Genomic DNA, 12513 nt, shown 5'->3' with positions numbered 1-12513 from the left:
ATCAGCCCTCCGCCGCGCGTTCCTCGGGGCGCCGCGGGTACTGGGGCGGCAGCGGGGTGTTGCCGAGGATCAGGTCGGCGGCCTTCTCCGCGAGCATCATCGTCGGCGCGTAGGTGTTGGCGTTGGTGATCGACGGCATCGCCGACGCGTCGACGACCCGCAGGCCCTCCAGCCCACGCACCCGCATGCTGGTCGGGTCGACCACGGCGCCGTCGTCCACGCCCATCCGGGCGCTGCAGGACAGGTGCAGCCCGGTCCGGGCGGTGCGCGCCACCCAGTCCATCACCTCGTCGTCGGTGCGGACGGTCGGCCCCGGCAGCCACTCGGTGCCGCCGAGGGCCGCCATGGCCGGCTGCCCCAGCACCTCCCGCGCGATGCGCACGGCCTCGACCCACCGGGCCCGGTCGTCGGGGCCGGTGAGGTAGTTGAGCCGCAGCGCGGGCTGCGCCGACGGGTCCCGCGAGGTGATCTTGACGTGGCCGCGGGCGTCGGAGCGCATGACCTCGACGTGCAACTGGAAGCCGTGCTGGTCGACCGGGTACGAGTGCTCCTCGCTCTGCATCAGCAGCGGCGCGAGCACGAAGAACACGTCCGGGTAGCCGTCGGCCAGCGAGCTGCGCACGAAGCCGCCCGCCTGCATGGGGTTCCAGGCGCCCGGGCCGGTGCCGCGCAGCAGCGCCTCAGCGATGATCTTCGGCCAGCGCTTCTTGTCGCGCACGTCGGCGAGCGACACCGGGGCGATGCCGGTGTGCTGGATGTGCACGGCGAGGTGGTCCTGCAAGGACTCGCCCACGCCCGGCAGGTGGTGGACCACCGGCACACCGAGCGCCTCGAGCTCGGTCTTGTCGCCGATGCCCGACAGCTGCAGCAGCTGCGGCGTGCCGACCGCGCCCGCGGCGAGCACGATCTCGCGGCCGCGCACCACGGACTCGCCGCGACGCCCACGCCGGTACCGCACGGCGACCGCGCGACCCCCGTTGACCTCGACGCCCGTGACGTGCACCCGGGTCAGCACCGTGAGGTTGCGCCGCCGCCGCACCGGGTGCAGGTAGGCGCGAGCGGCGCTCTCGCGACGGCCGCCCCGCACCCCCTGGTCGAACGGGGCGAAGCCCTCCTGCTGCAGCCCGTTGGTGTCCGGCAGCACGGCGTAGCCGGCCTGCCGCACGGACTCGAAGAACGCCTCGAAGATCGGGCCCCGCGCCGGGCTGCGCATGAGCGTGTGCGGCCCGCCCCGGCCGCGGGTCTCGTCGATCTCACCGAGGCAGTTCTCGAGCCGGCGGAAGTAGGGCAGGCAGTGCGCGTAGTCCCATTCCTCGGTGCCGGTCTCGGCGGCCCACCGGTCGAAGTCGCGCGGGTGGCCGCGCGTGTAGAGCATGCCGTTGATGGAGCTGGAACCGCCGAGCACCTTGCCGCGCGGGTGGTCGAGCCGGCGGGCCCGCAGCTGCGGCTCGGGCTCGCCGGTGTAGCGCCAGTCGTGCCAGCGGCTGCCGACCGGCACCCCCATCGCGAGCGGCAGCTGAACCGCCAGGTCCCAGGCGTGGTCGGGCCGGCCGGCCTCCAGCACGAGGACCCGCGTGCCCGGGTCGGCGCTCAGCCGGTTGGCCAGGATGCAGCCCGCCGTGCCCCCGCCCACGACGACGAAATCGAAGATCGTGCCATCCACGTCCACGGCCCCCACGGATGCGCAACCTCCCACTCAGCAATGCCCCGAGAATCGACGAGCGCGGTCACACTACTGAGGTATCCGGAAGGCCCTCCCCGCGCCCCCTCCTTTCCCGGAATGGGCGGAACGGCGCCTTCACCCGAACGGTGCGGATGAAAACGTCGTTCGTGCGGAATGGGACGTCAGTGCGCGACGGGAACGTCACCCGACGGGGTATTGCGGATGAAGAACGCGCCCCCGATCGCGAGCACCGACAGCGAGGCGGCCACGACGAACGCGGCGTGGACGCCGCCCGCGGTCTGCTCGACCACCGAGGCGCCGCCCGCGGCGAGCCCGGCGGAGGCGACCGACATGACGCTCACGAGCAAGGCCACGCCCGCGGCGCCGGCGAGCTGCTGGGTGGTGCCGAAGATCGCGCTGCCGTAGGAGTACAGCCGCGGCTCGACCGCGCCCAGCCCCGAGGTGAACAGCGGGGTGAACACGAACGCCAGGCCCGTCGACAGCAGCAGGTGGAATCCCAGGACCTGCAGGATCGAGCTGCCGGAGGTGAACATCGTGGTGGACCACAGCGCGGCGCTCACCGCGGCGGTGCCGGGCACCAGGAGCGCCCGCGGACCGAACCGGTCGTACAGCCGCCCCACGACGGGGCCGAGGAGCCCCATCAGCAGCCCGCCGGGCAGGAGCAGCAGCCCGATGGCGAACGTCTCGAGCGCGAGCACCTCCTGCAGGTAGATCGGCAGCAGGACGACGGTGCCGAGCAGCACGGCCATCATCAGCATCATCATCGCGCTGGCCACGGTGAACGTGGGCGAGCGGAACGTGCGCAGGTCCAACAGGGCGCGGTCGGAGCGCTGCAGCACCAGCTGGCGGGCGACGAAGGCGGAAAGCCCCGCCACACCGAGACCGAGCGCGCCCCACAGCAGCGCGGGCGAGCCGTCACCGCCGGAGTGGCCGACGCTGCTCAGGCCGTAGACGAGCCCGCCGAAGCCGAGCACCGACAGCACGACCGACGCGACGTCGATCGGGGCGGAGGTGGAGTCGCCGACGTCGGTGATCAGCCGCAGCCCGAGCAGCAAGGCGGCCAGCGCGATCGGCAGGACCAGCCAGAACATGTAGCGCCAGCCGAACTGCGTGAGCACGATGCCCGAGACCGCCGGGCCGATCGCGGGCGCCACCGAGATGACGATCGAGATGTTGCCCATGACGGCGCCCCGGCGCGCGGGCGGCACGAGCGTCATCACCGTGGTCATCAACAGCGGCAGCATGATCGCGGTGCCGCTGGCCTGGACCACCCGGGCGGCGAGCAGGATCGCGAACCCGGGCGCCACCGCCGCGACGAACGTGCCCGCGCTGAACAGCGCCATCGCGATGCCGAACAGCGAGCGGGTGGGGATCCGGCGGATCAGGAAGCCGGTGATCGGGATGACCACCGACATCGTGAGCAGGAACCCGGTGGTGAGCCACTGCCCCACGCTCGCCTCGACCGCGAGCTCGCTCATCAGCGTCGGAAGCGCGACGCTCATGATCGTCTCGTTGAGGATGACGACGAACGTGGAGACGAGCAGCACGCCGATCACCGTGCGGTCGCGGGCGCTCAGCGCACCCGCGCCACCGGCGGCGCCCGACGGGTGGTCGAGCACGTCTGACTGCTGGTTCACGTCGTCCCCCACGAGGTCCGGTGCGGCGCGAGCCGGTGGGCCGGGCGCCGAGCTCGGAAAATCTACGGGGTAGGACCGACGGAACGCGCAGGATTAATCCCCGTCCGATCTGAGGCGCGCGTCACCCTCCCGCCGGCCGCGCCTCGGGCCCGTGCGCGGCGGACCGGGTAACGCCGTCCCAGATCGGGACGACGTCGCAGGTTTCCGACAAAGGGGAAGGGGTCGGACATGACGACCATCCCGACGTTCAACCTGCTGGAGCCGTACCGGATCGCGGAGGAGACCTTCGTCGTCCCGTGGGCCCTGGAGGCCCCGCCCGTCGGCCACTTCCCCATGAACTCGATGGTGATCCGCGGGGCCGAACCGGTGCTGGTGGACACCGGCTCGCCGGCCACCCGGGCCCAGTGGCTCGAGGCCGTCTGGTCGGTGGTCGACCCGGCCGACGTGAAGTGGGTGTTCCTCACCCACGACGACCGCGACCACGCGGGCAACCTGCTGCCGGTCCTCGCCGCCTGCCCGAACGCGACGCTGCTCACCACGTGGTTCTCGATCGGCCGGATGGCCGAGGAGTGGGAGACGCCTCTCGACCGGTGCCGCTTCCTCAACGACGGCGACACCGTCGACGTGGGCGACCGCACGCTCGTGGCCAAGCGGCCGCCGCTGTACGACAACCCGACCACCCGCGGCCTTGTGGACACGCGGACGAACGTGATGTGGTCGGTGGACACGTTCGCGACGAACGTGTCCTGTCCCGTCCCCGAGATCGGTGAGCTCTCCGACGACGAGTTCCGCGACGGCCAGCTCTTCGGCGGCCGCCTCGTCTCGCCGTGGCACACGCTGCTCGACGCGGCCAAGTTCCGCACGGTCGTCGACGACTTCGAGCGCCTCGGGGCCGAGGTCGTCGCCGGCTGCCACACGCCGGTGCTCCGCGGCCGCCGGGTCGCCGAGGCGTTCGACGTCCTCCGCCGGCTGCCGGACGTCCCGGCATGGGAGGTGTTCACCCAGGCCGACCTGGACGCCTGGATGGACGAGGCCGAGGGCTCGAGGCCTGCGGAGCAGCCGCGACCGTCCGGCGCCTGAGAACGGCATCCACCCCGCCGCTGCCCGCAGGCAACCCCCCGCGCGGGGCATACCCGGCCCCGCCGTGCGGCCGCACGACCCCGGGTGGAGTACAACCAGCGAATGGCATTCAGGCTGACGCCACACGAACGCGGCTTCTACCCGCTGTTCACCCGGGCTGCGGAGAACATCGCCCGTGCCGCGGACGACCTCGCGGCGCTGGTGGCCGCGCCCCCGGCCGACCGGCCGGAACTGGCGAGGCGTGTGAAGGACGCCGAGCACGCGGGTGACGACCTCACCCACGAGATCATGGTGAAGCTGAACAAGACGTTCGTGACGCCGTTCGACCGGGAGGACATCTACCGCCTCGCGTCGTCGTTGGACGACGTGATCGACGCGATGGAGGAGGCGGCCGACCGGATCGTGCTCTACCGGCTCACCGACCTGCCGGCGGGGATGAAGACGCAGACCGACGTGCTGCAGCGCGCCGCCGCCGTCACGGCGGAGGCGATGCCGCGGCTCGCGTCGATGTCGGCGCTCAAGGAGTACTGGGTGCACGTCAACTCCCTCGAGGACGAGGGCGACACCGCCTACCGGGCCCTGTTGGAGGAGCTGCTCTGCCCGTCCGCCGATGTCGACGCGACGGGCGTGCTCACGATCCTCAAGCTGAAGGAGGTCATCGACTCCCTCGAGGAGGCCGCCGATGCCTTCGAGACGGTGGCGAACACCGTCGAGAGCATCGCGGTGAAGGAGTCCTGAGTGGAGCTGACCATCATCGTCGTGGTGATCGTGGTCGCGCTCGTGTTCGACTACACGAACGGTTTCCACGACGCCGCGAACGCGATCGCGACGTCCGTCGCCACCCGGGCGCTGACCCCGCGCGTCGCGTTGATCATGGCTGCGGTGATGAACCTCATCGGCGCGTTCCTCGGCACCGAGGTCGCCTCCACCGTCGGCAGCGGGATCATCGACCCACCCCAGGGGGTGTCCGGCCTCGTCGTGGTGCTCGCCGCGCTCGTCGGGGCGATCGCCTGGAACCTGATCACCTGGTGGTTCGGCATGCCGTCCTCGTCGTCGCACGCGCTCATCGGCGGGCTGGTCGGCTCGGCGCTCGCCGCGGCCGGGGCCGTGCACTGGACCGGCGTGTTGGACAAGGTCGTCATCCCGATGGTGCTGTCGCCGGTGGTCGGCTTCACGCTCGCCGGGCTGCTCATGACCGCGCTGCTGTGGATCTTCCGGCGGGCGCACCCACGGCCGGTCGGGCGCAGCTTCCGCTACGCCCAGACGGTGTCGGCGGCCGCGATGGCGCTCGGCCACGGCCTGCAGGACGCGCAGAAGACGATGGGCGTGATCGTGCTGGCGCTGGTCGTCGGCGGCTACCACCAGGGCTTCGAGGTGCCGTGGTGGGTGATCCTGCTCGCCGCGGGCGCGCTGTCGGCGGGCACGTACGCCGGCGGCTGGCGGATCATGCGGACGCTGGGCAGGCGGATCATCGACCTCGACCCGCCGCGCGGGTTCGCCGCCGAGATGACCGCCTCGGCGGTGCTCTACACCACGGCGTTCGCGTTCGCCGCGCCGATCTCGACCACGCAGACGATCACGTCGTCGATCCTCGGCGTCGGCGCCACGAAACGGCTCTCGGCCGTGCGGTGGGGCGTGGCGGGCAACATCGTCGTGGCGTGGGTGCTCACGATCCCGATGGCCGCCGCGAGCGCGGCCGTCGCGTTCTGGGTGCTGCACCCCCTCCTGGAGTGACGCGCGCTCAGCCGCCCCGCACCGCCCGACCCGGCAGCGCGGCCGGGTCCAGCTCGCCGTCGCGCACCACGAACCGGCCCCCGACCAGGACGTGGCGGATCCCCGCCGACGGCCGCGTCGGGTCGGTGTAGGTCGCCCGGTCGGTCACGGTCGCCGGGTCGAAGACGGTGACGTCGGCGTCGCTGCCCGGCTGCAGCCTGCCCTTGCGGCGCATCGCCGGGGCCGCGCCCTCCAGCACGCGCGCCGGCACGAGCGTGCAGCGGCGCACCGCCTCGGGCAGGCTGAGCAGCCCCAGCTCCCGCACCAGCAGCCGCAGGGTGCGCCCGAACGTGCCCGCGGTGCGCGGATGCGTCGCGACCTGCGGCGGCAGCGGCCAGCGCAACCGGTCCGGCGCACCGGACGGCCACTGCGGCGCGATCGCGTCGCTCGCCACCGCGGCGTCCGGGAACGCGATCGCCCGGTGCACGAGGCCGAACGCGTCCGGGTCCGCCTCGTCGGTCTGGTGGACGAACACCAGCGCGCCCGGGTCCTCCTCCCGCACCCGGCGCAGCTCGTCGGCGTCGGCGATGCGCCTGCCGAGGGCGAGGTGGCCGATCGAGCTCGGGGTGAGCCCGCGCCGGTGCAGCAGCTCGGGCGCGAGGAACGCCGCCCCGACCCCGGTCATCCCGGCCCCGTACGGGTAGGCCTCGGTGGTGACCGTCGCACCCTCGCGCCGGACCCGCTCCACCAGCGCCAGCACCCGGTCCACGTGGCGGCCCGACGTGCTGTTGAGGTGGCAGTAGTGCATGTGGGCGCCGGTCTCCCCCGCCGCCCGCACGATCTCCTCCGCCCCGTCGACCGGGACGTCCGGGTCCATCTCCACGAGGTCGCGGGCGTGGGTGTAGGTGGGCACGCCGTGCCGGGCGGCGAGCGCCGCGACGGCGAGGTACTCGGCGGGGTCGGTGCCCGGCGCATACCCGACGAGCACGCCGATCCCGAGCGCGCCCGCCGCGAGATCGGCCTCCAGCAGGCCGAGGATGCGGTCGACGTCGGCGGGGGTGGCGGCGGCCTGCCAGCGCGGGTCGGCGACGTGCCCGAGCAGCTCGTCGAGGTCCGCCACCGGGGGCGCCCCGGCGAGGACGTGCATCCGGGCGCCCGCCCACGACGTCGAGAACCCGTAGTTGATGGGCCTGCCCTCGGCCGCCGCCCTGCGGTAGGCGTGCTCCACGGGGAAGGCGCCCGCCTCCAGCTCCAGCGCGGTGGTGACGCCGTCGAGCGCCTGCAGCCGCTGGCCCGCGACGTCCTGGGTGTGGCTGTGCAGGTCGACGAAGCCGGGGCACACGACCAGCCCCGACACGTCGACCACGCGCGCGCCGGACAAGGGCTGCTCGCTGATGGCGCGGACGGCGGAGCCCGCGATCCCGACGTCGCGGACGGCGTCGAGGCCGGTCTCGGGGTCGATCACCCGGCCGCCGGTGAGGACGAGGTCGTGAACGCTCACCCCAGCGACCGTAGATCAGACCGTGGACGAGCGGATGCCCCCCGGAACACGGCGCCGGGCGCGGCGCGTCCGACCCGCGGGTCAGAGCGCGCAGGTCCGCAGGACGTCCTCGTCGAGGGTCAAGCCGAGGCCCGGCCCGTCCGGCAGAACCAGGTCGCCGTCCTCGATCCGGGCGGGTTCGGTGAACAGCGGCTGTCCCCACGGGACGAGGCCGACGATCTTGCCGTTCGGAACGGCCGCGACAGCCTGGCCCAGCACCTCGGGCGCCAGGTGGTTCACCACCTGGCGGCCGTGGCACGCGGCCAGGTGAGCGACCGTGAGGAAACCGGTGAGGCCCAGGTCCTGGTCGATCATCACGATGTCGCTGCAGCCCCCCTCCAGCAGCCGGCGGAACTCGTCCGGGTGCTGGGCGGCCTCGCCCGAGCAGGTGTCCTGCGCGATCGACTCGCTGACCCGGCGCAGCCCGGCCAGGTCGTGGTGGGCGACCGGGTCCTCGATCCAGAAGAGGTCGAGCTCCTCGGTCGCGCGCGCGAACCGCAGCGCCTGCTTCGGCGTCCACCGGAAGTTGCCGTCGACGATGATCCGCACGTCAGGTCCGGCGTAGCGGCGGACGGCGCGGACGTGGGCGATCGCCGTGTCGAGCGGCGCGCCTCCGACCGGGCACTTCAGCGCCCGGAAGCCACGGGCGAGCAGGCGCTCGACGTGGCCGGCGAGGTCGTCGGGCGGACCACCCGGCATGAGGCCCCAGTTGGCGGAGACGGGTACGCGATCGCGCCACCCACCCATCAGGTCCCGGACCGGCCGGCCCAGCGCCTTGCCCGCCAGGTCCCAGCAGGCGACCTCGATCGCGCTGGCCGCCCGCCGCTCGAGCCCGGACACGGGAGCGCCGCGCACCTCCCGGAACAGTTCGTCGTACACCTCGCCCGTCCGGGTCGGATCCCGGCCGGCGAGCTCGTCGACCATGCCCTCGACCAGCAGTGCGAGCGGTCGCGCGGTGATCCGGTTGGCGCGGACGTACGACACACCCTCGACGCCCTCGTCGGTGCGCAGCCGCAGCACGACGTGCGTGCCGGTGATGATGCCCTCGTAGGTGACGCGGACCGCCGCGGTCGCGCATCCGGTGATCTTCATGCAGGTTCCTTCTGGTTCAGGGCACGCCGGCGTGCGGTCGCAGATCGCCGCACTCGTCGGCGAATGCACGCGGATCCCGAGCAGACGGCGCAAATCTCCCGCGACATCGAGGCCCGAGTCGTTTTCTCGACCCCGGACCGTCGCCGGCCCCCACGATAGTGGCGTGCGGCGCGGGCGAACCCCCCTGCGAACCGGACCACTATCTCAACTGTTCGCGCGAAAAAGTCAACGATGCCGCTCGGGCAGCCGGTAACCGACCGATCGGGTTCGCGCTTCGCCCGTCGCGCTCGATCCCGCCGGGGTGCGGCGGGGAGGGCGGTCGATCATCTCCCCGCCGCAGCCGCGGCCCGGCCCTCGGCCAGCAGCCACGCGCGGAACACCGAGAACGCCTTCCGCCGGCGGCGATCGCTCGGGTACACGAGGAAGAAGCGCATCGCCGGGCGCGGCACGTCGGGGAACGGCATCACCAGGCGCCCCGACGCCAGGTCCGGTTCGACGAAGGCACGCGGCGCCAGCATCACGCCCTGGCCGGCGGCCGCCGCGTGGTAGGCCAACCTCGAATCACCGAACCTCGGACCGCGGCTGATGTCGATGCCGCTCAGGCCGACCGCATCGAACCAGGTGTGCCACAGCCGCGGTACGACGATCGAGCGCAGGAACGCATCGCAGGGCAACCGCTTCAGGTCGGCGGGCCGAGCCAGGCCGAACTCGGCGAGGTAGGACGGGCTGCACACCAGCACGAGATCGTCGGTGATCACGAGGTCGGCGTTGGAGCCGCCCGCCCACGGACCGGACTCCGCGGTGCGGATCTCGGCGTCGACGTCGTGCTGACCGAAGTCCGTCGGGTCGCTCGAGGCCAGCAGTTCCAGGTCGACCCACGGCTGGCTGCGGCGGAACCGGGTGAGCCTCGGGACCAGCCAGTTGCTCGCGATGAGGGTGTAGGCGCGGATGTGCAAGGTCTCGTCGGCGCGGCAGCGTCCGGCGACCTGCCCCGTCGCCTCCCCGATCGCCGACAGGTGCTCGGTGACCGAACGCAGGTAGCGGGCCCCCACCTCGGTGAGCTCGATCGAGCCGCCCCGGCGCCGGAACAAGGTCACCCCGAGCCACGATTCGAGCGTACGGACCTGGCGGCTGACGGCCCTGGGGGTGACGTACAGTTCGGCCGCCGCACCCCGGATGCTGCCCAGACGCCCGGCCGCCTCGAAGCTGCGCAGCGCGTTGAGCGGGGGAAGCCCCACCCCACCGCCACCGCGTGTCTGCATGCCAAGAGTTTCGGCGACGGGGCACAGCGCGGTCAACGCAAGCGATTTCAGGTCGCCAGGACCGCGGAGAGCCGGAGGGCGATTCCGCGTCCACCGTTGCCCCCAAATCAACAGAGGGTGCATCAATCGCTCCATTGACGCCGCGACAAACGACGTAGGATGCGATTACCAGCGCATCCGATTCGAAACGCCAACCGGCGTCCGGATTCGGATCGGCCCCGGTCGCCGCACGGGTGCACCGTGCGCGCTTCCCACTCCGTCCACCGAGGAGATCCAACATGACGTCCAACGACGGACCGCGCTCCGACCGCGGTGTCGCACCCCTCGTCGCCAACCTGGTTTGCGGAAGCCCCAAGCGCAACCACGACTTCGACTTCGCGCGGATGCAGCTGGCGCATGTCCTGTACGACGCCTACGGCATCCGGACCGACTGCTACCAGGACTACGAGGACACCGAGGCGATCCTGGTCGGAGACCTCCTCGTCAGTTACACCTCGCAGGTGCCGGTGTCCGACGCGGCGTGCGCGGCGCTGCGCCGCTGGCTGGAGGGTGGCGGACGCTGGTTCGCCCTGCACGCGAGCAACTCCGTGCTGGACAACCCGATCCTGCCCACGATCCTCGGCACCCGGTTCCTCAGCCACCCGCCCTACCAGCGCTTCTCCGTGGCCATCGCGGCACCGGACGACCCGCTCCTCGAGGGTGTGCCGCCGTTCGAGGTCGACGACGAGCTCTACTGCATCGAGGACGTCACGCACGACCTCGACGTGCTGCTGTCGACCCGCTGGGGCGGGTCGGCGTTCGGCGGCCACGAGTTCGAGGTGGCCGACCGCCCGCTCATGTACCGGCGGGCCGTCGGCTCGGGCGGCGTGCTCTACCTCGCGCTCGGCCACGCCAACCGCCCGTACGACAAACCCTTCCCGGACTCCCCCGACCAGCCCGACCACCGCGGTCCGTGGCACCTGCCCGTGTACCGCGAGCTGGTGCGTCGGGGGGTGGAGTGGGCGGCCCGCCGCCGCCCCTTCTGAGCATCGGGGCGGACACCCCCGAACGCGAGGGCGCCGGGAGCCGGCCGGCACGGCGGCGTCGGGGGCGGAGCCGCGCTGTTGACAAGCGGTAAACAAAGGGCGTCATTCTTGTCCGCTTTATGCGGACGGGCGGATGTATAATCGACCCAATCGAACTCCCGGCGCCTTTTGCGGGGCCGCCGGTTCTCCAGAGGCCGACCAGTGGATTTCGGCCGGTTCACACGAACACACACCTCGTCCGGTCAACGTCGACGGGAGCTGCGATTGTCGAGGATCGCGCGAGCAGGAGTGCAGACCAGGCGGCCCGGACCGCACGCCGCAATGGCCCGACGGCCGCGATGCGATACGCACGTTTCGCCCGCAGCGCAGTCGTCGGGAACCGACGCAAAACGCTGCGGTGCCCTGCCACGAGCTACGGGGAGATGATTCCCCGTGGCCGAGACGATGACGACGACGGCCGGGTCGGGGGTGCCGGCGGGGAGCACCCCAGCACCCACCGGGGGCCGCGGCGGCAGGCGCCGATCAGCGGTGCGGCGGGTGCGCGCACGGCTGGTGCACCTGCTGGCCGTCCTGCTCGCCGTCACGTTCCTGTCGTTCGTGGTGGTGGAGTTGCTGCCCGGCGACGCGGCGGTCGTGGTGGCCGGCGAGGGCGCCACGCCCGAGCAGGTGGAGCAGGTGCGGCGGGATCTGCAGCTCGACCGACCGGTGCTGGTGCGCTACGTCGACTGGCTGGGCGGGGTGGCGACGGGGGACCTGGGCCGGTCGTTCCGGACGGGGCAGCCGGTCGCCGAAGCGTTGGCCCAGCGGATCCCGGTCACGTTCGAGATCACGGTCGTCGCGCAGCTGCTCGCGCTGCTGGTAGCGGTACCGCTCGCGGTCTACTCGGCCTACCGGCCGGGTGGATTCGTCGACCGGGTCTCGATGACGCTCGGTTTCGGCGCGGCGGCGATGCCGACCTTCGTGTTCGGCATGGTGCTGATCGTGCTGTTCGCCGGCGGCATCACGAGCATCCTGCCGGCTACCGGCTACACCGGGTTCTTCGAGGACCCGGTGGCCAACATGCGGTCGATCGTCCTGCCCTGCCTCACCTTGATGATCGCCGAGGCGGCGGTCTACCGACAGCTCCTGCGGTCGGACATGGTCTCGACGCTGCAGGAGGACTTCATCCTGATGGCGCGGTCGAAGGGCCTCCCTCCGCGGCGGGTGCTGCTGCGGCACGCCCTGCGCCCGTCGCTGTTCTCGCTGATCACGCTCTCCGGGGTGAACATCGGCCGCTTGCTGGGCGGCGCGGTGATCGTCGAGACGCTGTTCGCGATCCCCGGGCTGGGGCAGCTGATCGTGCAGGCGGTGTTCAACCGGGACTACGTGATCCTGCAAGGCGCGCTGCTGTTCGTCGCGGTCGTCTACGTCGTGATCAACATGGTGATCGACCTGCTCTACCTGGTCCTCGACCCGCGGGTGCGCAGAGATGGCTAGGCGC

Annotated in this window: 10 protein-coding genes; 5 read left to right on the top strand and 5 right to left on the bottom strand. The window is 72.1% G+C overall.

Features of this window, described 5'->3' with window-relative positions:
• Window position 1: 1 nt before the first annotated feature.
• Both VKZ81_RS07420 and VKZ81_RS07415 read right to left on the bottom strand, forming a co-directional pair.
• The gene (locus VKZ81_RS07420; protein ID WP_491723612.1) at window positions 2-1663 is read right to left on the bottom strand and encodes a choline dehydrogenase; all 1662 of its coding nucleotides are present in this window, start codon (window positions 1661-1663) and stop codon (window positions 2-4) included.
• 182 nt (window positions 1664-1845) lie between these two features.
• Window positions 1846-3321: a DHA2 family efflux MFS transporter permease subunit gene (locus VKZ81_RS07415; RefSeq protein WP_324240689.1), complete on the bottom strand. Its 1476-nt coding sequence runs from the start codon at window positions 3319-3321 to the stop codon at window positions 1846-1848.
• A gap of 228 nt (window positions 3322-3549) precedes the next feature.
• Here VKZ81_RS07415 and VKZ81_RS07410 point away from each other — a divergent pair, with 228 nt between their 5' ends.
• The 3 genes from VKZ81_RS07410 to VKZ81_RS07400 all read left to right on the top strand — a co-directional run bounded on the left by VKZ81_RS07410 (window position 3550) and on the right by VKZ81_RS07400 (window position 6135).
• Window positions 3550-4401, top strand: a complete 852-nt coding sequence (locus tag VKZ81_RS07410; RefSeq protein ID WP_324240688.1) for an MBL fold metallo-hydrolase — start codon at window positions 3550-3552, stop codon at window positions 4399-4401.
• Between the two features lie 102 nt (window positions 4402-4503).
• On the top strand, window positions 4504-5139 hold the full coding sequence (locus tag VKZ81_RS07405) for a DUF47 domain-containing protein (protein WP_324240687.1): 636 nt from the start codon (window positions 4504-4506) through the stop codon (window positions 5137-5139).
• Complete coding sequence (locus VKZ81_RS07400; RefSeq protein WP_324240686.1) at window positions 5140-6135, top strand: inorganic phosphate transporter; 996 nt, start codon at window positions 5140-5142, stop codon at window positions 6133-6135.
• Window positions 6136-6142: 7 nt separating this feature from the next.
• On the opposite strand, the gene VKZ81_RS07395 is transcribed toward VKZ81_RS07400, so the two are convergent.
• The 3 genes from VKZ81_RS07395 to VKZ81_RS07385 all read right to left on the bottom strand — a co-directional run bounded on the left by VKZ81_RS07395 (window position 6143) and on the right by VKZ81_RS07385 (window position 10131).
• On the bottom strand, window positions 6143-7615 hold the full coding sequence (locus VKZ81_RS07395; protein WP_324240685.1) for an amidohydrolase family protein: 1473 nt from the start codon (window positions 7613-7615) through the stop codon (window positions 6143-6145).
• A gap of 81 nt (window positions 7616-7696) precedes the next feature.
• The gene (locus VKZ81_RS07390) at window positions 7697-8746 is read right to left on the bottom strand and encodes a mandelate racemase/muconate lactonizing enzyme family protein (RefSeq protein WP_324240684.1); all 1050 of its coding nucleotides are present in this window, start codon (window positions 8744-8746) and stop codon (window positions 7697-7699) included.
• 323 nt (window positions 8747-9069) lie between these two features.
• Entirely contained in the window at window positions 9070-10131 is a 1062-nt protein-coding gene (locus tag VKZ81_RS07385) for a LysR substrate-binding domain-containing protein (RefSeq protein WP_324240683.1), read from the bottom strand.
• A 155-nt stretch (window positions 10132-10286) separates the two neighbouring features.
• Here VKZ81_RS07385 and VKZ81_RS07380 point away from each other — a divergent pair, with 155 nt between their 5' ends.
• Window positions 10287-11033: a ThuA domain-containing protein gene (locus tag VKZ81_RS07380; RefSeq protein ID WP_324240682.1), complete on the top strand. Its 747-nt coding sequence runs from the start codon at window positions 10287-10289 to the stop codon at window positions 11031-11033.
• 537 nt (window positions 11034-11570) lie between these two features.
• Complete coding sequence (locus tag VKZ81_RS07375) at window positions 11571-12509, top strand: ABC transporter permease (protein ID WP_324240681.1); 939 nt, start codon at window positions 11571-11573, stop codon at window positions 12507-12509.
• The last annotated feature ends 4 nt before the right edge of the window (window positions 12510-12513 follow it).

Source organism: Pseudonocardia sp., from assembly GCF_035305885.1.
Lineage (GTDB): Bacteria > Actinomycetota > Actinomycetes > Mycobacteriales > Pseudonocardiaceae > Pseudonocardia.
The sequence above is the reverse complement of the archived record's forward strand: the minus strand, read 5'-3'. Positions and strand labels throughout refer to the sequence as shown.

Excerpts from the sequence above, each read along its gene's own strand:
- VKZ81_RS07385 (WP_324240683.1), bottom strand. The coding sequence starts at position 10,131 with ATGCACCCTCTGTTGATTTGGGGGCAACGGTGGACGCGGAATCGCCCT.
- VKZ81_RS07410 (WP_324240688.1), top strand. The coding sequence starts at position 3,550 with ATGACGACCATCCCGACGTTCAACCTGCTGGAGCCGTACCGGATCGCG.
- VKZ81_RS07380 (WP_324240682.1), top strand. The coding sequence starts at position 10,287 with ATGACGTCCAACGACGGACCGCGCTCCGACCGCGGTGTCGCACCCCTC.
- VKZ81_RS07390 (WP_324240684.1), bottom strand. The coding sequence starts at position 8,746 with ATGAAGATCACCGGATGCGCGACCGCGGCGGTCCGCGTCACCTACGAG.
- VKZ81_RS07405 (WP_324240687.1), top strand. The coding sequence starts at position 4,504 with ATGGCATTCAGGCTGACGCCACACGAACGCGGCTTCTACCCGCTGTTC.